This is a genomic window from Longicatena caecimuris (assembly GCF_004341945.1).
In the GTDB taxonomy this organism is placed as follows: Bacteria; Bacillota_I; Bacilli_A; order Erysipelotrichales; family Erysipelotrichaceae; genus Longicatena; species Longicatena caecimuris.
The window spans coordinates 1-22,383 of sequence record NZ_SMBP01000022.1 but is presented as its reverse complement, the minus strand read 5'-3'; the positions used below and the strand labels follow the sequence as shown (position 1 = coordinate 22,383).

Sequence of the window (22,383 nt, the reverse complement as noted above, 5' to 3'; positions counted from 1 at the left end):
AACATAAACATGAGACATGATCTACATCTATGCGAAAGTAAGCCTTTTTCTTGTATACCATGAAGTCATTCAACCAGAAAATACCTATAGATCTTTCGACTAGGTTTTTTCATTCTATATGGCAAAGCCCATGATCATCATTGGCATTCGCTTTTTTCACTAAGTTTCGGTTGCATTTTCCCAGACATGTTGACCTTATCATAACGTTTTTCATTTGCTTGTATCCATGATCATTCTCATAGCGAAGGACAATTTTTACCAGCATCTATCCATTGCCTTTTGTATTTATAAAGCTGCTTCAGCAATACCAGCGCATTCACCTTGCATAAAGCATTATTCATTGTTTTCATAAAAAGACATCTTATCTATAACAGTGTTCGTTATAGCTCTCATTGCCCATGTACAGGATCCTTTTTGCTTAACCCATGTACAGGATAATCAATAAGCACGCGTGTGTCAATTCTTTATCAATATCTTAGAAAAACATAACAAGATATTACTAAATTTTACATACGATTATAGAAATATCGTTATGAACGTACATACTTTCCCCTTGTGGCTATAGCATAAGGGCAATAAAAAAAGGAATCTCGATACAATCGGAAATTCCTGTCATTTATCCTTACCTATTTGGTCAAGTTATTTCTATTTTCGATCAGCGAATACGCATTCCTTTAGGGTATTTATTTTTTAACACCATGCCATCCCCTTTGGCAAAGCCGATGGGATGCTGATGCCACAATAAGGCCGTATACCCCTTATACCCACTGACAGATAGAGGATGACCTTGTAAAAAGAGGTGACATTCCTCATCACACATATCATAGGTCTGTAAAAACTTATCCTGATGCAAACTTGCGCTATAAAAATGCTGATGTGGCTCTATGCGGTTTTTCATGATTTCCCCGGCTAAGATGCCCTGGCGCAGGATATGAATTTTCTTAAGTTTCAAAAAAGGCGTTTGTTTCAGATATAGCTTATCCTGCAATAGTAACGTATGCGCAGGCTGCTTTGCCAGCTGGCTTTTTAAAAAAGCTTGGGCAAACATTGGCAAGGCTGTATCCGCCACTTCTTTTTTCCGCGATATGACGGCTTGACCATGTTTCTTCATCTTGGCCACAAAATGTCCTTCCCCTTGATCCATCGGGAAAATTCTTCGCACCTTTGTCACATCCAGATCACGATAAGAAAATCCGCTTCTGCCAAAGTTAACCTGGCAATCTAATAATTCCATATCGTCATGATGCTTTAAAAATTCATAAACGACTTCTTCATTTTCTTCCATAGAATAAGTACAGGTAGAATATACAAGAATGCCCTCTTCTTTTAAGGTTTCATAGGCACTTTCTAAAATAAGCTTTTGGCGCATTGCACAGGAAGCCACATGTTCTACGCTCCAATCGTCCATTGCCTTGGCGTGTTTTTTAAACATGCCTTCGCCACTGCAAGGAGCATCTACCAAGACCTTATCAAACCAGCCGCCCATTTCCTTGGCCAGTTCATCGGGACGTGCATTGGTAATCATACATTCACTAAAACCTAAACGTTCCATATTGCTCATCAATACGGCCGCCCGCTTTGCCTCTATTTCATTACTGACTAGTAAACCACTGTGCTGCAATTTCGCGGCAATCTGTGTACTTTTGCCTCCCGGAGCTGCACACATATCCAACACCCAATCCCCCTCTTGTACATCCAAAACTTCTACAGCACTGGAAGCACTTGGCTCTTGCATATAAAACAGACCGGCAAGATGTGCAGGATGATTGCCTAACCCTTTTTCCTGGTGCGGAATATAAAAGGTTTCAGGACAGATCGCAGAAGGCTTACACTCACAAACAGACAGCTGTAAAAAAGCCTCAACGCTTATCTTTGTCGTATTAACACGCAACCCACGATAAGCATCTTCCTCTAACGTTTTTACATAAGCCTCATAATCCTCTTGCAGATATTCCTTCATCCGCTGCAGAAATTGTTCTTTCATACACATCCCTCCAATACCTTCGTATTTTATCATACTTCTTCAGCATATGCATCCAGCAGCAGTGAAGAATGTTTCAGATACCATCGTGTTGCCAGCTGCATGCTGAAGTAAAGCAAACCACCCACACAAGCGGGCAATAACAAATACATCAATAGTGAAACATCCGCTGAAAGCTTTAACAAGATCAATATGATATAGTCCCACAATAAGATGGTCGTTATAAAGATAGCTACAAACAAATATTTTCGCCATCTTCTTAAGAAGGTTTTTTCATATAATTTACGCATTGCGTCCTTTCGCTCCCCAAAAACATAATACACACTGCAAGCAAGTTGCTGATGCTGAATGGTTTTATGCAGCAGCAGAAAATAAAGCAGTACACTGCCTCCTAGAAAGAAGATGCTGGCAATCGCAAAAAAGGTGAACAATTCCTTGAAATCAATGACTAGAACTTGCAGCAGCAAAGAATTTTTTAAGCTTATCTCATATAAATTACTAGTATTCAGATACTGCAATGCCTCTCTTACTTCCTCCACACTGTTTCCTTGATAAGTTACCTGTTTGATTTGGACATTTTTCACCAGGACATTCGATAAACCGGTTTCATCCATATACACGGTAGCATCCTTTACCTGCTCGTTTCCTTCCATCATGTCCATACTCGGTAATAAGAAACCGGCAATTTTCACATTCTTACGATACAACATACTGTTAATTGGTGTGGCTTCGATTGTATACGCCTGTACCTGTATTTGTTTACCGATCATCTCATCAGCAAAGCGAATATAAGCATACAATTTTTCCTGATAGCTCATTGTCTCATCGTTTGCATAGCGTTCATAAGGGAACCCCATTTCAATAGCGGTGGCTACATCAAGGACAATTTCATCCTGTGCAATTGGGGTGTAGTACACAATCTGTTTTCCATTATAAAAACGTGAAAAGACATCGATCGGCTGAATATCTTGAATGTTTACAAAATGATCTTGATATAATAAGCGTTTGTTACTGGAAGGAAAGCTTTTCATCTTCGATAAAGGATGTTGTTTCAGATAACCGCTTTTTACATACAAGGGATAGCCCAGATGCATTCCTAAAACGCCATTTGCAGTCTTATCCCCATCCTCATCCTCAAAAACCCCAGAAATCCGTAAAGGCAGGCCATACCAAGAAATTGTCATATGCAACAGTTTCTCTGCCGGTATCTCTTGATGAAAGAGCTGATGAGCCGTTTGCAACGAAAGACAAACTTCATCAAAGGTTGTAGGATAATGCCCCTGCAATTTTTTGATCCCGGCTTGCTTGGCAGTATTTGCCTCCACCACAGGCAAGTAATTTTCTAAGGGTATGGCTTCTTTATCGTAAATACCTTCCAGATAGGCATTGGCAAAGGTTGCATTGACCGCTACATAACTACATAGCAGATTGCCCTTCATATGCTTCTGTAAGATTGAAACATCCTTTGATGATAGATTCGTTTTTAAAGCGGGATATAATGTCCCATCGTCCCCTTGGGCTATCTTATGGACGACAAATGAATTCGTCTTATCCTTTTGCAGCATGCCCAACTCAATATTGACGATATCTAAGCTCGTTGTGCTCCATAAGATACAAACAAGGATCAATGACATCAATGTTAAAAATTTTAACGCATGATAAGGCCAGCGATAGCGACGATGTTGCTCCTCAAACATCGCATGCCATCCCTCTTTCTGCATGGTTACACCAGGTTGTTGAATATCCTGTATTTTTACTTCTTCATCTGCTTGATTATCACTGATTAAAATACCTTCACGAAATTCCAAGATGCGTTCACTATAGGCATGACAGGCAGGATCACCGACAACGATGACCAGTATGTGTTCACTATAAATTTTTAACAATTGATAAATGCTTTGCAGCTCCTCTTTTGAAAATGGCGTACTATCGGGATAAAAAATGATCGAACGATAGGTACGCAAAGCACTTCGGGCAAGCATCGTTTTCACTTTATCTTGAAAGCTGACTTCTTCAATGCTTTTTTCTGCTATGGAAGACAATTGCCAATCTTGCAGCACCTGTTTCACCTTTGTCTTTTCATATGCATATTGTAAAACAATATTTTCTTTCACACTTGCTGATGGTAAGAAAAGGAAATCGCCAAACCAGCTAGTCACACAGCTTGTGCGATACCGGCTTCTTTCCGTCACAGAGAAATTGGTTACTTTTGTTTCATCACACTGTAAAAATCCGGCATCCGCTTGTTTCATACCGGCCAAAAGATAACTGATGGCCTTTTCGGTTTCTTTTTCCTTAGCCGTAATGGCACAAAACCCATGTGCAGGTAATACAAAAGAGACATCTGTTAACAGATGCCGCTGTTTGTTTGTCATGGTGATATGGGATACTTTCAGCATGTTCAACACCTCTCTTTATAACTAGCATAATTTGCTTTAGAAAGTCAATGCCTGTAAGAGAATCGTAAGAACAAGCTAAGCTTCTTTCGAAGAAATCTTATGTAATAAATCATCTTCCTTGCGCGCATACGCACTGCCCACCTCATCTGTGAGGAAAGGTTGAATTTCCGGGTCATAATTACATAGTGTATTTAATTTATAAATGCCGCAATGATAAGGATCATCGAGATATTCCTGCGTTTCATCACCAGCCATAAAACGCCAGCCGCTATCCCATTCCTGCTGTGGTTCTTGTCGATACATATAACCGATTCGACAACCATCTACCAAAATGCGGTCACTGGCAATACAGCCATCTCCGCCTTCCCAATCATGGAGCAATTGTAATATTTCTTCCTTGGACTTCACAAATTTTTTGGGCATTGTCTGATACCAGCCATGTACGCCCCAAGCACCGCCTTCACTCAACAGCTGCTGCAACAATCGCATATGCAGCTGGAATAAGCCATCTGCCTCTTCATCCGTGCCACCATTACGCAAATTAAAATATAAGGCGCCACATAAAGAGCTTAAGGCAAATTCTTGCCAGTTCGCATACCAGGAAGACACCCTGCGGGCAATTGGCAAACAGCGTTTCCAAAAGGCTTCTTCATCAATCAAATGACAGGCATACGCTCTGCGATATAGACCAATGATCTCATTGGCATCCCAAGCATAAAAGCCTTTGTCTTGTGTGAATGGATAAAAAAGCTGTGCATAACTTTGAAAATGCTCAAACATGGTTTTTGCTTCCGGCTGCAGATCTTGAAGATCAAACATCGGCTGTTCTTTCCAAAAAGATAAAAATTGAACATATTCACGGTGTGTTGTAAACAGATGTTCACAGCAGGCCTCCAAGCTTGTCACATCCTTTATGCCATAAAGCTTTTCCAGATGGTTTCGCACTTCTTGCGCCTGTTCATCATTACACACATACATCTGTTCATAGCCCATATGCTCTGGGATGCCTGGTGTCTTACGGCAGGCTGAAATACCGCTGAGCAGTAATGTAAATTTTTTTAAAGATATTTCCCCGCCTGAAAGAGCATTGCGACACATCGCAGTGTATGCCTCTTGTATCTGCGGCAATAATGCCTTTGTGTGGCTCCATGTTGTTTCCTTTTGTTTTGTCATATATAATCTCCTGTTTCTTTCTTCTTATTTTACTATAAGAATTGCTTTGTGCATAGTCAATACGGATGACTTTTCCTTAAACATGATAAAGATAAAGAAAACAGCATACTTCCTCTACGATGCTGCTTCTTCTTTGGTTGGATAGCCATATACTTTACGTAATAAATAGACAACAATACATTGAATGACAAACAAAGCGGCTAAGACCGCCGGCATAAATAAGAAAATACCGGTCAGCTGATATAAGCTAGCTACCAAAGCGATTTTCGGTGGAACACCAACAAACATATATTGGGTATCCAGCATCAGATTGACAATAAAGGCGATGGAAAACATACAGCAAATAATCAAATAGTTTTTCTTCATATAGCGATATTGTAAAAGCGTAGTATCACTTAATTGAATGAGCGAAAATAAGAGAAAGGCGCCATGTAAGATATAGAAATTGATCGTGCGATAAGATACGATTGGATATAAGCCGGCAATATTCGCAGGATAAATCATGGCTACCCCTCCTGCAACTAAGCCAACTACCCCACTAAAGAAACGCAAGCTATTTTTTTGTGTAAAGACACAGGCAGCATTCATATAAACACAGCAGCTGCAAAGTTCTAAAGGCAAGATCTGAATCCATACCTGTTCATGACAGTTAAGTAAGAGCCATAGCGTATATATGGCCTCTTCGATTAGAAAATATAAAGCCATATAGATCTGAAACTTTCGTTTGTTAGATGTGTTAAGCGTGGTGTAACGATGATACAACGCATAAATAATGATGCCCATGAGGCATAAAAAACACAAGTGCGCAATAGAAAAAGTCTGAAATGGTGCAGCCATTGACTTGATTTCGGTATAATATGTAAAAAAATCCTTCATGTAAATCACCCTGTTTTATTTTAGCATAATTTCTACTGAAAGTTCTTAGGATATCTTAATTAAAAAGAAAACATGTTCCTCGCTCATCATTCACAGAACATGTTTATGCAATTATCTTTGTTATTGAAAGGGTTGTGTTAAAATCGTGTTTACAATAGTTTTTGCATCAATGCCATATTTATGCAAGACATCTTGAGGGGTGCCACTTTCTCCATACACATCGAAAACACCTACCATGCGCAACGCACAGGCATGTGGCTGCTGCGCAAGAACTTCGGCAACGGCACTGCCTAAACCACCGATTATAGAATGCTCTTCTGCCGTTACGATCAGCTGATGATCCTTCGCCAGCGAACATAACAATGCTTTATCAATTGGTTTTATGGTATGCATATCGACAATCGTCGGCACAAATGGTAATTGTTTTGCTGCCTGTAAAGCTTCTTGGACCATGATTCCACTGGCTACGATGGCTATTTTTTCCCCTTTCTGTAGGACATTCCCTTTTCCTATCGTAAACGGCATATTTTCATCATAAACCGCATCAACAGCCATTCGACTTAAGCGAACATAACAAGGACCATCCATCCTCGCTATGGCCTTGATCATCTGGGTGGTCTGCTGCGCATCACAAGGCTGTAAGACACACATTCCGGGAATCGTGCGCATCAATGCCAGATCTTCATTACATTGATGAGTAGCACCATCTTCTCCAACGCTTAATCCGGCATGAGTTGCACATATCTTTACATTCAGATGTGGATACCCGATCGCATTGCGAATCTGTTCATAGGCTCTTCCTGCCGCAAACATCGCAAAGCTGCTGGCAAATGGGATCTTGCCACTGGCTGCCAAGCCGGCTGCCACACCCATCATGTTACTTTCCGCGATGCCCATATCAAAATGACGCTGTGGACATACTTTTTTCGCTTCGCTTGTTTTCGTGCTTCCTGCTAAATCAGCATCTAAAACAACAATGTCAGGATTTTGTTTTACGAGTTGCGCTAACGCTTCCCCATACGCCTCACGCGTTGCCTTTTTTACCATTGTGCATCACCTCCTAAGTCCTTGATAGCTTGTTCAAATTGCGTTGCATTTGGTGCTTTGCCATGCCATCCTGCTTCATTTTCCATAAAGGATACCCCTTTCCCTTTAATTGTATCGGCAATGATCACCGTCGGTTTTCCTTGTATCTGACGAGCCTGTGCAAAGGCCGTTTTGATAGCATCCATGTCATGCCCATTGATCTGCAGGGCATGACAGCCAAAGGCAATCGCTTTGTCATACAGCGAATCTACCTTCATGACATCATCCACCTTGCCATCAATTTGTAAACCATTGTGATCGATGATGACACATAAATTATCGAATTGATAATGGGCAGCACTCATCAATGCCTCCCATACTTCCCCTTCCTGACATTCCCCATCACCTAACAATGCATATATGCGATGGGTATTGCCATCTAAGCGATTTGCTAGTGCCATCCCTACTGCGGCGGAAATCCCTTGTCCTAAAGATCCCGTAGACATATCTACCCCATCAATATAATTCATATTCGGATGTCCTTGTAAGCGGGTATTGATGCGGCGAAAAGTTGTTAAATCATCCTTTTCCAATAGTCCTTTCTCACACAATAACGCATAAAGCAGTGGTGCCGCATGACCCTTGCTAAAAACCAAACGATCACGTTTTTGACCTTGGGCATTTTCCTTTGTTATATCCATCTCATCAAAAAATAAGACTGTACCAAGATCGGCAGCACTTAAAGAACCGCCGGGATGACCGCTTTGTGCGCTAAAGATCTCCCACAGCACATCCTTACGCACTTGTCGTGCTAGCTGCTGTAATTCTTCTTTTTTCATATCCCTTTATCCTAATCAGTAATCGTACAACATCCTGTAGCTCTTACCAATGATCCTTTCTTTCTATTTTGTTAAATCCAGTGAAAATGCTGACATGCCTTTTGAATGCCATCCCTTACATTCGTATCCGTTACATAATCTGCTTTTTGTTTGATATCTTCACTGCCATTGCCCATCGCAATGCTACACCATCGTTTGTCAAACATGACAAGATCGTTGGTATCATCGCCAAAGACCACGACATCCTCGATACGACCATGGATACGTTCGATCATATGTTCAATGCCTTTATCCTTTTCATCATATTGAAACATTAAATAATTGCCCGCAAAGCGCAGATGTCCTAAGGTATTGCGCAGTGTTAAACGCTCTTCTTCTTCCTTTGGAATGGAAATATAAATCTTATAAATAGCACTCAGTGCATCATAATCTAAGGTTTCATCAATGATGTATTCCGTTGGTTCTAAGCGTTCCCCCATTTGTTTACGAAAACGATTATCTTTGCTGTAGCAACGCAAGGAATCATCTAGCATTAAAAGAAGGCCATAACCTAACGCATCTGCCTGTTTACAAATCGCTTTTGCCTTCGATAGATCCAAAGGGCGATTTTCCACCAGTTCATGATCAATGACTAGACCAACACCGCCATTACACACCATATTCGACAAGCCAACCTTTTCCATGAAGCCTCTTGCTTTATAATGGGCACGACCAGTAGCGATGCTGACAAAATGGCCTGCTGCTTCCAGCTTTTTCAACGTTGCTAACGCACTGGGAACAATTTCACCCGTGGATCGATCCGTTAAAGTTCCATCTATATCAAAGAAAAAATATTTCTTGTGCATCTTTTTTCCTGGTAGTCATGTACATATCAAACATTTCTACCTTTTCCTTTCTAGAGAAAAGATGATTCTCAAAAGAAAATCATCTGTCTACTCTCGTGACTGCAGCTGCGCTAACATCGCATTTGCCATCGTTGTTAAAATGATCCAACAGGAGGTAGCTCCTGCATCCAGATGACCGCGGCTGCGTTCGCCTAAACGAGCAGCTCTGCCGATTTTCGCTACTAAATCCTTTGTGCTTTCTTTACCGGCTTCTGCCCCTTTCGCCATTTCTCTTAAGCACTGTGAAAACTCTGCATCTTGTTTCATAGCTGCTTGATAGGCCTGACAAGCCGGATAAATCGTATCCACTAATGTCTTATCGCCAACCTTAGCTCCAGCCAGATCCATCAAACCTTGTACCGCATTTTCCAATGCTTCTAAAAAAGCTTCTTTCGTGATAGGCTCTGCCTTTTTTAAAACCCGGCTCAGCTTAGAAAACATGGTGCCGTAAATAGGTCCCATACTGCCGCCAATGTCCATGACTAAGGTACGTCCTAAGATTTTTAAAGCTTCCGCAAAAGAATCGCTTGGCTCAATGCGCTCCTTTGCCATCATAAAGCCTTTATTCATATTAATGCCGTGATCTCCATCTCCGGTTGCACCATCAATCTCACTCAAGTAAGATGCTTGTTCATGAATGGCATCGATGACTTGCAAAACGATACCGGCATTTCCTTGATTACGTAAGGTTTCCATAAGTTATCTCCTTGCCAACTGGGTCATACCCATGGTTTCTACTTCCATATCGACACATTCCTTTAATTCCTCATCCAATTCCATGATCGTTAAGGTTACACCATTCATTTCCAAGGACGTAAAGTAATTGCCGACATAAGATTTATAAATACAAATACCCTGTTCCTCTAAGAGCTTGGCGACTTCTTCAAAGAAGATATATTGTTCCATGACCGGTGTTGCCCCTAAACCAGATACCAACACAGCGACTTCACTGCCTGCTTTAAATGGTTTATCTTCAATGACCAAACGGGTCATTTCTTTCGCCATTTCTTTTGCCGTACCAAGTTTTTCAACTTTAATACCCGGTTCCCCATGATGACCGATACCAAATTCCATCGTTCCTTCTTCAATGGTGAAATTCGGTTTTCCATTCGCCGGTATCGTACATGGGCTTAACCCAACACCGACACTGCGTGTATGATCAATGGCCTTTTGGGCAGCAGCAATCACTTCATCCAAGCTAGCTCCCATCGCTGCCTTGGCACCGCCAACCTTCCACATGAAGATTTCTCCGGCAACACCGCGACGTTTCGTACGATCTGCTTTATCAGCACTGGCCACATCATCATTGGCAACGACTGTTTTTACGACGATATCATCATCTTCCGCTAATTCCATCGCCATCTTTACATTCATGTTATCACCGGCATAATTGCCATACAAGCAGGCAACGCCCATACCTTGATCAACCGCACAGAAAGCATCGTAAAATGATTTTGCCGTAGGAGAAGAGAAAATTTCACCAACGGCCACGGCATCGACCATATTCTTTCCGCAATAGCCGATAAACGCTGGTTTATGCCCACTGCCGCCTCCGGTAACGATACCAACCTTTCGCTTCTTAGTAGCTTCTTTTGAAATGACAACACGAGGATTATTTTCATCAACGCGTATCAGATCATGATGACAGCGCTCAAAACCTTTCAGCATATCTTCAACGACTTCATCACAATTGTTAATGATTCTTTGCATGTTGTTTCCTCCTATCTGTATTGACACTCGATTTCCCTGATCCTATCTACCTTTGCCTTACTTGCCCCACCGGCAAATTCACACTGCAGCCAGCGTTCCATCAACATCAATGCAGATTGGATGGCAATTACTCTGGCTCCCATGCAGAGAACTTGACAGTCATTGCTTTTACGGCTGCGTTCTACGGAAAAGACATCATGCCCTACGGCTGCGCGAATGCCTGGTATTTTGTTGGCTGTGATCGCCATTCCGATACCGGTTCCACACATCAATATCCCTTTTTCGGCACGCCCTTCGACGATTTCTTTGCACAGCTTTTCTGCCGTGTCCGGGTACAAGGATGGGTTTTTATCATAGACTCCCACATCAATGACATCATACTGTAGTTCTTTTAATCGCTGATGAACTGCCTCTTTCATATCAAAAGCAGCTTCATCACATCCAATCACAATTTTCATTTTCTTCACCTTTTATATCATAATGATCAGATGAGTGGAGCAATTCCACTCATCTCATCGACGAATTCCTTTCGCAAGTCTGTAATACGAAGAACACGTTTTCCCTTTCTTGTTTTCTTCTCAGACAGTAGTTATTATTACAGCTCGGTAATCGCAAAGACTACTTTCACCGGTTTTGCTTCAAAGTTTACCAACTGATAGCTAACACCAGCTGGAATAAAGAAAGTATCTTCCGGTTCCATGACGAAGCTTTCTTCCAGCTCTACCAAATTCACCGTTACCGGTCCATCCACACAATACAAGGCGGCATCTCCTTTATGTGTATCAGGATCAGAGCAGCGAGGCCCATAACCACCGGCCGGCAAGATAAATTCACCAAAATGTCCATAGTCATTGCTGGTGATGAAACGCATTAGCATTGGATGACTGGTTCCATGCACATTGTTTAATTTTTCAAAGTCACGAACGGCATAAACGGCACCGGTTTCTCTAGCTTCTTTTGCATCCACTGGCCAATGTCCGATATCATCGGTACAGCCCTGACGGGAAATATCATGAATCTTATCGCGCATATTTGGTAATGCATCGTTGTTCGGTCCTTTGTAGAACTTTGTTTCTTCATCGGTTGGAATAACTGCCGGTGGAATCTGTTCGCTCCATGCCTTTGGTGTGATGAAGTACAGAATACGCGCTTTGCGATCTGAGAAATTATGACAACAATGCCATGCGCCTTCCGGCATGAACAGACCTTCTCCGGTTTCTAAGTAAGCAAACTGGCCATTGCCGCTGCGCTGTACGACCGGTCCATCCAGGATGTAGTAAGATTCATCACCAGGATGGATATCCAATGGTGCAAATACACCACCAGGTCCTAATTCATAGATACCCAGCATGAAGGTATCGGTTGTAATCATCGTGAACGTATTATCACTGGTAAATGCGTTGTTTGGTGGATACAATGCTGTAGAATAATCCTGTTTACGAATCAGCATTGGTTTTTTATCCTCAGGTTTGAATGGGAAATTTCCCATGATATCAAATAATTTTGCCATAAACTTGTCTTTTCTCCTCTTTTCTTATTCAGCTTCAACTTCTTCGGCGGGAACATCCTTTTTTAATACGACTAATAAAGCAGCCGTAACAATTGCCCCAACTACCGCAGCAATGATGAAGTAGATTGGATTATTCATTGCAAAGGCTACAAACAAACCACCATGTGGAGCCTGAATGGTTAAGCCTAGCATATAAGATACGGTACAACCAACAGCAGAACCAGCCATCAAAGATGGAATTACTTTTACTGGATCACTGGCAGCAAATGGAATTGCAAATTCTGTAATCATACCAGCAGCACCTGCAAGTAAACCAGCTAAAGAGTTTCTTTCAGAGCTTGTAAATTTGCTTTTCTTAACAAGGATAGCAATTGCAATACCTAATGGAGGTGTGATGGAACCAACGAAGTTTGCACCCATGACCATATAGTTTCCAGTATCCATAGCAGCCAAAGCGAATGCATAAGCAACTTTATTACAAGGACCGCCCATATCAAATGCCAACATGCATCCTTGAATGATACCTAACAGCAGTAAGTTTCCGGTTCCCAGAGAATTCAGCATATCAGTTAATGCATTGGTAACCGCAGCGATAGGACCACCGATGATGTATACCATAATTAGACCCATAGCTGTAACGCCTAATAATGGAATGATCAATGTAGGCAGCAAGCTGCGCAGCGTCATTGGCATAGGGATCTTCTTTAATAATAAGACTAAGTAACCAGCGATGATACCACCGATCAAACCGCCAAGGAAACCAGAAGCCTGATTTAAGCCCCAAGGATCGGTAGCCATCCAACCAGCGATCATACCTGGCGCAATACCTGGCTTATCGGCAATACTATAAGCCGTATAAGCACCCAGGATAGGTACCATCAAGCCAAAGGCTGCTTTTCCTAACCAGAACATTGTAGAAGCGAAGTTGCCCCCTTGCGCAACATCATTTGGAATATTATAGCCCCCCAGCAGGAAACCTATGGCAATTAACAAACCGCCGGAAATAACGAATGGAAGCATGTAGGAAACGCCGGTAAGTAGGGCCTCCTGTATCTCTTTTAATTTATCTTTCATGTTTTCTATCTCCTTTTCATTAAGATTATTTCAAAATAATGCTTGGATCTTTGATGACATCATGGGGTGAGAACTTTTTGATCTTATCTTTATATTTATCAAAGCGTTCTGCCTTACTGATGCCGACATCGTTAGCGAATACGATCAAATCAGCAGCTTCAATTTCGTAAGGTTTCAGCTGATTTTCAATGCCCAATGCCCCTTGTGTTTCCACCTTACATTCATGATGGTTTTTCTTGCAGAATTTTTTTAATGCTTCAGCAGCCATGTAAGTATGCGCAATCCCCGTTGCACATGATGTGATAGCTACGATCTTCATCACAAACCCTCCTTTCTTTTTTATGAACAAGCCTTCATCAGTGCCAACATTTCATCATAGCTGTGCACCGAATCCAACTGATCGACAAATTCTTCTTTTGCCAGCAAGCCGGCTAAAGTTGCCAATACGCGCATGTATTGATCTGCACTTTGATTCCCTGGAATCGCAAGCATAAAGACATATTTTACATCGCCCTCTTCTCCACAGCTCTGATATAGGAAGGGAGAGGAACAGCGACAAAACGCAATTCCGGATTTTACCACTTCATCACAGCGACCATGAGGAAGACCGATGAGATTTCCCATATACGTAGGTCCCATAGCTTCGCGCTCACGAAGTGCAGTAAGATACGCTTGCTGATTGGTTATAACACCGGCTTCGAAAAACTTTTCACTCAATAGCTGAAACATTTCTTCCTTGCTGTTAAAGGGCGTATGATCTAAGATCATCGCTTCCTTTGTCAGCACATTTCCTAACTGAATATCCGCCATATGCGCTTACCCTTCCTATAACGTACAGGTTTTGCCGTTTTTAAATACAGCCAGCACTTCTTTTGCGTATTCCTTCATGAAACGATAAGCTTCTTCATCGGCTTCATGCCAGTATGCATTGCCATCTCTATCTTTCAGATATTCATACATGTGCTTGCTGCAAGCTTTTGCCATATAAGAGTAATAATTTACTTTGGATACCCCTTCATTGATAGCTGCACGTACCTGATCAGCATCAACACCGCTGCCACCATGCATGACCACACGACAATCTTTTGGCATAGCTTCCCGAATGGCTTTTACACGTTCGATATCCAATACTGGTGGTTCGGCATAAATACCATGTGCCGTACCAAAGCATACAGCTAATGCATCAACCCCGGTACGCTGTGCAAATTCAGCAGCCTGTGCAGGATCGGTAAAGGTTTTCTTGATAGTTTCATGTGTCCATCCTCCACCATCACCATGCGTATCATCTTCTGTGGAAGTCATTACTCCTAATTCTGCTTCCACGGTAACACCTAACTTGTGTGCCATTTCCGTAAATACTTTTAAGTTTTCCACGTTCTCTTCAAATGGCTTTGCACTCAAATCATACATGATTGAGCTGAATCCACAGCGCAATGCACGCATAACGAAATTATAATCACTGCCATGATCCAAATGTACACATACCGGAACACTTGCCTGTTTTGCATATTCCACCATTTTAGGTCCGATCAATTCAATAGGAATCAATGGATCATGCACCTGTGCATGGTCAATGATGATTGGTGTCTGCATTTCTTCAGCAGCATCGACAACTGCACGCAATGTTGTCATGTTTGGTGTGTTGATACATCCGATGGCATATCCTCCCGCTTCTGCATCCTTTAAAATTTTCTCTAAATTTACTAACATTTTCTTATCCTCCTAGTTAATTTCATCCGCAATCTTTTGCAGATTTGCCAGTCCCTTCACTGCCAGCTCTTCGCCGGTTTTCGCAAAGCTGCGCCAAATTGCACAATTCTTATTCAATTCTTCAAAGCTTGGATCAAAGCTTTCGATCGTGCATGGTTCACTGTAACCGATCTTTTTTAAGGCGGTAAAAAATTCCTTGAATGGTACCATGCCGGTTCCCGGAATCCCACGATCATTTTCATTTACATGGACATATCCCAGATATTCCTTGCCGCATGTTTCTACCGCTTTGGTAAAGCTTTTCTCCTCACGAATCATATGGAAACAATCCAAATGCACCTTGATGTTTCCGGTGCCAACATCTTTGCAATAGCGAACGCCATCTTCTGCGATGTTAATAAAATGGGTTTCAAAGCGATTCACCGCTTCGACACAAATATTAAGTTGTGGATGTACCTTTAACGCATATTCACCAACTTCTCGCATCGCTTCCACAGAATGCTTCCATTCTTCTTCGGTTCGCGGTTTTCCGCTTAAGCATCCCCAGCCGGCATAATTGACACCGCCAAGAATCGTGCTGCTTAATTCTTTATTGATATCAACCAATTGTTTCATCGCTTCAATACCGCATCTTCTGACTTTTTCATCTTCACTGATCAAGTTGGTAGAAGCATCCAAGGTCGTCGTTGTCACGGCTCTTAAGTGAGTTTTCGCAAGCTCTTCTTTGACCCGTTCCGTGGGGAAGGTTTCAGGATGGGCAATCGCAAAATCAATTACCTCAAATCCCAATTCTTCCGCTTTCTTGATGATCCAAAGATCTTTTTCAGAGAAGTTTTCTGTCCAGATGAAACTATCCACGCCAAATGTGATCTTCATGTTTCATCCTCCTTTCCTGTTTCCTTTGCTGCCTTCATGATACCGTATGGCAAGTACAGAAAGCAAATATCATAAAGCTTCCTTTTGCACGAATGTATGTGCAAAAAGATGCCCTTCTTTTCGCACCGATAAAGCTCCATCCGTGCAATGACTTTTATCCGAATTGCACCGCTTTCCGTGCAAAAAAAGTAAAAAAGAAACTTGCTTTTTTGAGCCATTTCCACTTACTGTGAATTTGTTTCTTTTTCTTTGAAAATGCTTTCTTTTACTCATAAAATTGCTATAATATGTACTGAGGTGATGTGAATGCTAGATATAACAACGGAGAAAATTATCCATATTCTTCTGGAAAAGGACGAACCGATAACATCAAAACAGATCGCCAAAGAGATCAATATGTCCTTAAGCACCGTGAAACACAATATGCGTTATGTCCGTGAATATATCGAATCCTGTGGTGCCGAATTACAGCTACTGCCGCGGAAAGGATTTTTGCTACAGGGGGAAGAAAAGCGTTTGCAGGAATTGGCCAATACAAGTAATGATCCTCGAAACAAAGCCTACTCCTTTGATTTTCGTAAACATTATATTTTAGATATTTTATTTCAGCGAAATTCAAATTATACCGTACAGATTTTTGCAGATGATTTAGCCGTAGGCCGAACGATCATCACAAAAGATCTGGAATTAATAAAAAACTGGTTATCGTATTTTGATTTAAAACTATCGATCATTAAGAATCGCGGGGTCTGTCTGCAGGGGAACGAATTTAATAAACGACAGGCCATTATTTTTGAAAATAATTCCTATTTCAATGAAGAAGAAACACAAACGCCGATGATGGACGGCATCGATTATCGCATTGATGCCCATTTTTATCATTACTTTCTGCACTGCTATCCCAACCAGGATCTAATGATGTTGCAGAAACTATTATTGGATGCTGAAACGACGCTGAAATTTACTTATGATGAAATTTCTTTCACACAACTCTGTGAATATATCGCGCTTAGTCTGATTCGCATCTCGACCGGTAATATCATCGAAGAGGCAAATATCTTAAACCGTGCTAAGATCAGCGATCTGCAATACGAAGCCTCACGCACGCTTATTAATACAGCATTGCCTTTTTACAATAAAGAAAACCTTACAATGGAATATCATTGTTTGGCGGCACAATTCGCTTTGAACGGCGCTTATGACAGGGCCTCCAGCACCATCAAAATGGATTATTATGAAGCCATTGCCGAGCAATTTATCCAAAAGCTGAAATCCATCATCGTCAATAAAAAAATCATCACCAACGATGGTCTGATCAGTGATTTGGGCATGCTGTTTCAAAAGAAGAAACTACAAAAAAGCTATCAGATGATGAATGGCACTTCCTTTATCCGCGATATCAAAAAAGATTTACCTTCCTTGTATGGAATTGTTTTAACGAACATTCAACCAATTGAACAAAAGTTACACATTAAATTCAGTGAAAATGATATTGCCTACATTACGATGCTGTTAAGCAATGCCTTAAAAGATGATTTATTTACCCTGCGTATCATCTTAGTGACGACAAAGGATGAAAACACCTCCCGTTATATCCGTCAAAAAGTATCAAAGAGTCTGTCCTTTCTTAACACAATCTCCACTTTGCATTATGAACAAATCAATCAGATTGATCAGGAATACGACCTCTTAGTCAGTCCTTTGCCGCTTACAGATAAAAGCGAAGAAGAGTATTTATTGATTAGTCCACGCTTCGATAATCAAGATATCTTATTGATTGATGAGCGTTTGAAACAGATCCAAAAGGAAAAACAATCCATTTTAGTATCAAATAATCTGTTCCATGAAAATCTAATTGCTTTACATTATCATGCGAAAACAAAAGATGAAGCCTTAGCATATGGTTCTTCCCTTTTGGAACAGCATCACTATGTAACACCGGAATTCATTACAAACATCAAGGTAAGAGAATCTATCTTACCTACCTCAATCGGGAATGGAGTCAGTATTCCTCATGAATATAAAAAACATGTCAATCAAGGTGCTATCTCTGTCTTAATCTTAGATCATCCAATTATCTGGGCAAAAGATGAAAAGGTTGATTTAGTCTTTACGATGGCTTTAGATTTTACAAAAAACAGTGAGATTGGATCCTTCTTCGCCCATTTTTATGAGTTGATTGAAAACGAAAGTCTGTTAGATCGCATCCGTCAATCCCAAGATGCTAGTGAGGTCATGGAAGTATTAAATGAGATAGGATTAACGGCAGGCCCACCGACTTTACCACAGGAAGAGAACTGAATTTATATCAAAGTTTTACAAACATCAAGCAAAAAAAGGAAGTCTAAACTCTGCCACACACAGAGGATGACTTCCTTTTTTCTGACTTTCCTTTCGCGTATCCATTTTTCTTCTTATGATGCTTCTTTCCTTCTTTGGGCAACTCATTTAGACTAAGAATAAATAACTTCTGATTCAATGATGCTTTTTCCTAAGTCACTTATGCCCTGCAAGTGTTACATACACGTTATCTATACCCAACAGCGTACCTTAGGCTTTCCCTTTTTAAAGTGTATTTTGATAATCATCTTGCAACAATAAAATCTTACGTGCGACTAATTTACCTGCTAACGACATTGCGGCCATCTTCATCGCCGTATTTTGTAAGGTGATACCTTCTAAACGCAGGCTTCCTTTTCCCTCTTGAATATGTTTAGCTACCGCCATCAATGCGAGTTCCAATTCTTCACAAAATAAATTATACGCTTCTTTTAAACCGGATAAATTTGCCTGATACTCAATTCCCCGCTTTACCTCACTGATGGTCAACACTTGTTTTAACACCGTAATTGCGATGAGATATGCAAGATGCATGCGACTATAACGTTTCTTTTCTGCTTTTGGTATTAATTTCAACTTCACATAATTATTGATCATGGCACTGGTTAAAATCGTTTCCTCTCGTACATCCCCTAACAAAGGACGTAAATAGGTTTCCAATAAGGTAATCACCTGATCCATATATAAATCAAAGGCCGGTAACTCTTCCCAACGGGGAAGATGAAAGGTAAACAATGTATCGCTCCAGGCCATCAATTCTTTCCGTGTATCCATGTGGCATCACTTCTTTCTTATTTTAGTATACTGGTTTCTTTTCGACCGTCAATGTTTTTTCATAAAAATTCCCAAAGGGATAAAACCAACGAATCTTTGCAATGCTTAGTTATCTGCTATATATAATTTCACATCAAATTGCCACATGCCTGAAACATTCATACGCGTAGCAAGCTCCTCATAATTTTCTTTTTGATAAATTTGATCATACAAAGAGACGGCATCATTTTTCATTAGCAAATACCCTTCATACAACGTTTGTTGTGCATCATAAACCACAATTTTAAGACCATTGTTTCCGTTTTCTTCCATGGTATAAAGGATCTTGTCATGATAGATACAATGAATATTATCACTCAATTCCTGAATAAGTGGAATTTCATCAATCTGATGCAGCTGCTTATCATATACCTTTACAACCTCTCCACCATCGGTTTTTAAGAACGACACAAGCAATTCATCATTTGCCAACGTAATAAATCTTTGTACCATGGCTACCTCAGGCAATTCCACTTCTTTTAATTTCTTACCTGCAAAATCATAAGAAACAAGATAATCGTGATCGTTACGACGGATAAAGCAGGTGAGCTGATGTTCTTGAATGCTCATAAAATAAGGATCTTCTTCACCTATCTTCATCGCTGTAATACGTTTTACTTCCCCTTTTTCATCCACATGATAAATACCGCCGATATCTTCTTTACAGACATAGCCCTGCTTAGATAAATCGCTCATGAGATAGGCTTCACTGATGAAAAAATAGTAATCTTTCTTATTCGCCTGGCGAATTGGCTGATGTGCATAATTGAAAAATATATCGTAAGTGCCTTCGTCTCCCAGCTCATGGATGCTGTACTGATTTTCAGCATCTTTTACATACAGCACCGGTATTTTCTTCTTATCTTTTCGCATGATAGTTAAGGTTTGTTTCATATCATCAGGAAGCGCGATAACATTCATCGTATGCGCTTCATCAATATGATCGATCGTCAGACGATAACGGACTTCCTCTTCTTTTTTAGCAAAGTAACAACCGATTTGCTCCTGATTGCTGTCTGCATCACATAATGCCGCAATGTCTTGCATAGAGGCATCGTCTGCCATTGGTTCTGCCAGCACATAGATTTCATTAGGATCACTATTTTCCTTTTGTTTACCTAGATAAGTCGCCTTTGTTTGCTTGCCTTTCCCTTTGACAAGCCATTGTACATACCCTTCCTGTATCTTAAATTCATAACCTAATGTATCTAAAACGGAACTGTCGCCATGATCCGTTTGAATGTAAAATTGCAAATCATCACGTTGTTGGGATATTCCAAGATACAGCACAAAGAAACAAAGCATGATCATCGGTAACAACAGCAAGGTATATTTTTTCATAGTCCCTTCTCCCTTCTTTTCTGCAGACGATGCTGTATCAGCCAATAGTTGAATATCGCAACACTTCCTGCAATCAACAAAATACCATCCAAAAGATAAGGAATTTGCATAAATTGCAGCACCTGCTCAATCGGTTCTTGCAGCGATGGATGCGTCTGGAGAAAGTCAATAATAGAAGTCGATAAATGACTTAAACGATACCAGCCAAATAGTAGGAAAATGATAGCAAACAGTATCAAAAAATAGATACCATGAGAGGGGATGTTTCCATGCCTTCGCTATGGTAACACTAAAGAAAGCAAAGATAACACATAGTAAGAAAAGAAGCAGGAATTGTTCCCATGTTATAGGCAATATCGTATGAAGATAATATGCATGCAGAATGGAGCGAAACAACCCTGCCGAAGTCATTGTTTGTGTAAGTTGTCCTGCCATGATTTGATACGTCGCAAGATAAAGCAGATCAATAATAAAGCAATAGGAAAGCAAGAGAAAAACGATGGCAAAAAGTCTTCCGATCACACTGACATAGGAAGGCGCAGGCAGCAGCTCATAACGAAAAAGACGATGTTGCTTTTGCCGCCATAGCTGTGAAAAAAGCAGGTAACTTAATAAAAGCACTCCCACCAGGATATCAAGCTTCCAAAAAAGAAATTGCTGATAATATACGACATGGAAGGGCAAGAGGGCACCATGATAGGTAAACGCCTGTACAAGATGAGCCAACACGACAAGCACGACTAGCGGAATTACAAAGATCGCATGATGCAGCAATTCTTCTTGCATGATATACGCACATTGGCGCAGCTGTTTACCAATCTGTTTCATCGTCATCCCAGCCTTTCTCATCAAATAAACGTCCGCTTGGTTCCTGTATATTTTTTTCTTGTATATCTTCATGCTTTGCCATTTCTTCAGTCATAGTTTCTTTTGCCAAAGGTTGGACTAGCAATTGCCCATCTTGCAGATAAAAAATGTTATCCGCCATTGCTTTAGCTTCATGCTCTTCTTTACATCCTAATAGTAAGGTCGGTACATGACCAAGGGTAAGACATTCTTGCCATAAAAATTGCCATTTCTTTAAGGACAAAGAAGATACCACATCATCGAAGATCATCAGCGGACATTGTGTAGCATAAGCGGCAATGATTTCCAGTATTGCTCTTTCTTCTCTTTGTAAACGATATATACGTTTCGCAGCATCCAAATGACAAGTGTGCAATAGCTGTTGATAGATTGTTAAAGAAAACGCAGGATAAAATTGCGCCAGAAACTTCCCATATGCAAGTATCGTTTGTTCAATGAAAACACTGCCGTTTCCTGAGGCATAAACAACATCCATCTTTTGTAACGGTTGCTCTTCCCACAGAATTTGACCACTTTGATACTCTTGTATACCTGCCAGACAAGCCAGCAGCTCTTTTACACCACTTGTGTCATCTCCACAAAAAAGGGTACATGAGGCCGGTGGTATTTCTACATTTAAATTATGGATGATGGTCTTATGATGTCGTTTTACCATCAAATGCGCAATTTTCAGCATAGGATCCCCTCATTTCTAATGTTTTTCATGCATTTATTATAACATGTCATATACGTTTATGTTACTTTATCATTGAAAGAAAAACCGCTAAGATTCCGGTTATATTTCTATTAATCAACGATGGATGAACCAGCGTGCTTATGAAAAGTGTCATATAACATCATGTATTCGCCATCCTCTCTTTATGTTTTAACAATCGAGTAGGGTGAAATAAATCACCCTCTCACACCACCGTACGTACGGTTCCGTATACGGCGGTTCGTTTTAATTTCAAAGCGTGTCTCTCTA

General features: G+C 40.7%; 21 protein-coding genes. 1 reads left to right on the top strand and 20 read right to left on the bottom strand.

Annotation, left to right across the window (positions count from 1 at the left end; translation table 11 throughout):
- Window positions 1-655: 655 nt before the first annotated feature.
- The 16 genes from EDD61_RS11430 to EDD61_RS11355 form a co-directional block, all read right to left on the bottom strand.
- The gene (locus EDD61_RS11430) at window positions 656-1,984 is read right to left on the bottom strand and encodes an RsmF rRNA methyltransferase first C-terminal domain-containing protein (protein ID WP_132225472.1); all 1,329 of its coding nucleotides are present in this window, start codon (window positions 1,982-1,984) and stop codon (window positions 656-658) included.
- A 29-nt stretch (window positions 1,985-2,013) separates the two neighbouring features.
- On the bottom strand, window positions 2,014-4,380 hold the full coding sequence (locus tag EDD61_RS11425; protein ID WP_132225470.1) for a hypothetical protein: 2,367 nt from the start codon (window positions 4,378-4,380) through the stop codon (window positions 2,014-2,016).
- A gap of 75 nt (window positions 4,381-4,455) precedes the next feature.
- A complete protein-coding gene (locus EDD61_RS11420; protein WP_132225468.1) occupies window positions 4,456-5,553 on the bottom strand; it encodes an immunity protein Imm33 domain-containing protein in 1,098 nt (365 codons plus the stop codon).
- 114 nt (window positions 5,554-5,667) lie between these two features.
- Window positions 5,668-6,429 carry a TMEM164 family acyltransferase gene (locus EDD61_RS11415; RefSeq protein ID WP_132225466.1) on the bottom strand — a complete coding sequence of 254 codons (762 nt, stop codon included), beginning with the start codon at window positions 6,427-6,429 and terminating at the stop codon, window positions 5,668-5,670.
- 120 nt (window positions 6,430-6,549) lie between these two features.
- Window positions 6,550-7,476, bottom strand: coding sequence for a transketolase family protein (locus tag EDD61_RS11410; RefSeq protein WP_132225464.1), 927 nt, complete (start codon window positions 7,474-7,476; stop codon window positions 6,550-6,552).
- Entirely contained in the window at window positions 7,470-8,294 is an 825-nt protein-coding gene (locus EDD61_RS11405; RefSeq protein WP_119957467.1) for a transketolase, read from the bottom strand. The genes EDD61_RS11410 and EDD61_RS11405 overlap by 7 nt, the downstream gene beginning before the upstream one ends.
- A 71-nt stretch (window positions 8,295-8,365) precedes the next feature.
- Complete coding sequence (locus tag EDD61_RS11400) at window positions 8,366-9,139, bottom strand: HAD-IIB family hydrolase (RefSeq protein ID WP_132225462.1); 774 nt, start codon at window positions 9,137-9,139, stop codon at window positions 8,366-8,368.
- 87 nt (window positions 9,140-9,226) lie between these two features.
- Complete coding sequence (dhaL, locus tag EDD61_RS11395) at window positions 9,227-9,874, bottom strand: dihydroxyacetone kinase subunit DhaL (protein WP_132225460.1); 648 nt, start codon at window positions 9,872-9,874, stop codon at window positions 9,227-9,229.
- 3 nt (window positions 9,875-9,877) lie between these two features.
- The gene (locus EDD61_RS11390) at window positions 9,878-10,888 is read right to left on the bottom strand and encodes a dihydroxyacetone kinase subunit DhaK (RefSeq protein WP_119983192.1); all 1,011 of its coding nucleotides are present in this window, start codon (window positions 10,886-10,888) and stop codon (window positions 9,878-9,880) included.
- Between the two features lie 11 nt (window positions 10,889-10,899).
- Window positions 10,900-11,346 (bottom strand): ribose 5-phosphate isomerase B, encoded by a 447-nt coding sequence (gene rpiB, locus EDD61_RS11385; protein ID WP_008689363.1) that lies wholly within the window; start codon window positions 11,344-11,346, stop codon window positions 10,900-10,902.
- Between the two features lie 137 nt (window positions 11,347-11,483).
- Complete coding sequence (locus EDD61_RS11380) at window positions 11,484-12,398, bottom strand: cupin domain-containing protein (protein WP_008689364.1); 915 nt, start codon at window positions 12,396-12,398, stop codon at window positions 11,484-11,486.
- A gap of 24 nt (window positions 12,399-12,422) precedes the next feature.
- Window positions 12,423-13,472 carry a PTS fructose transporter subunit IIC gene (locus tag EDD61_RS11375; RefSeq protein ID WP_008689365.1) on the bottom strand — a complete coding sequence of 350 codons (1,050 nt, stop codon included), beginning with the start codon at window positions 13,470-13,472 and terminating at the stop codon, window positions 12,423-12,425.
- A gap of 25 nt (window positions 13,473-13,497) precedes the next feature.
- Complete coding sequence (locus EDD61_RS11370) at window positions 13,498-13,791, bottom strand: PTS fructose transporter subunit IIB (RefSeq protein ID WP_008689367.1); 294 nt, start codon at window positions 13,789-13,791, stop codon at window positions 13,498-13,500.
- 20 nt (window positions 13,792-13,811) lie between these two features.
- Window positions 13,812-14,282 carry a PTS sugar transporter subunit IIA gene (locus EDD61_RS11365; RefSeq protein WP_008689368.1) on the bottom strand — a complete coding sequence of 157 codons (471 nt, stop codon included), beginning with the start codon at window positions 14,280-14,282 and terminating at the stop codon, window positions 13,812-13,814.
- Window positions 14,283-14,297: 15 nt separating this feature from the next.
- On the bottom strand, window positions 14,298-15,182 hold the full coding sequence (locus EDD61_RS11360; RefSeq protein ID WP_008689370.1) for a class II fructose-bisphosphate aldolase: 885 nt from the start codon (window positions 15,180-15,182) through the stop codon (window positions 14,298-14,300).
- A 12-nt stretch (window positions 15,183-15,194) separates the two neighbouring features.
- Complete coding sequence (locus tag EDD61_RS11355) at window positions 15,195-16,058, bottom strand: sugar phosphate isomerase/epimerase family protein (RefSeq protein WP_008689372.1); 864 nt, start codon at window positions 16,056-16,058, stop codon at window positions 15,195-15,197.
- 306 nt (window positions 16,059-16,364) lie between these two features.
- Here EDD61_RS11355 and EDD61_RS11350 point away from each other — a divergent pair, with 306 nt between their 5' ends.
- Window positions 16,365-18,359, top strand: a complete 1,995-nt coding sequence (locus EDD61_RS11350) for a BglG family transcription antiterminator (RefSeq protein ID WP_008979119.1) — start codon at window positions 16,365-16,367, stop codon at window positions 18,357-18,359.
- Window positions 18,360-18,623: 264 nt separating this feature from the next.
- Here EDD61_RS11350 and EDD61_RS11345 read toward each other — a convergent pair whose 3' ends face one another.
- From EDD61_RS11345 to EDD61_RS11330, 4 genes are all read right to left on the bottom strand, one after another.
- A complete protein-coding gene (locus tag EDD61_RS11345; RefSeq protein WP_008979120.1) occupies window positions 18,624-19,172 on the bottom strand; it encodes a DUF1836 domain-containing protein in 549 nt (182 codons plus the stop codon).
- Between the two features lie 105 nt (window positions 19,173-19,277).
- Window positions 19,278-20,552: a hypothetical protein gene (locus tag EDD61_RS11340; RefSeq protein ID WP_132225458.1), complete on the bottom strand. Its 1,275-nt coding sequence runs from the start codon at window positions 20,550-20,552 to the stop codon at window positions 19,278-19,280.
- Between the two features lie 165 nt (window positions 20,553-20,717).
- The gene (locus tag EDD61_RS11335) at window positions 20,718-21,386 is read right to left on the bottom strand and encodes a hypothetical protein (protein ID WP_243642724.1); all 669 of its coding nucleotides are present in this window, start codon (window positions 21,384-21,386) and stop codon (window positions 20,718-20,720) included.
- Window positions 21,364-22,095, bottom strand: a complete 732-nt coding sequence (locus tag EDD61_RS11330) for an ATP-binding cassette domain-containing protein (protein WP_132225456.1) — start codon at window positions 22,093-22,095, stop codon at window positions 21,364-21,366. Before EDD61_RS11330 ends, EDD61_RS11335 begins: the two co-directional genes overlap by 23 nt.
- Between the last annotated feature and the right edge of the window lie 288 nt (window positions 22,096-22,383).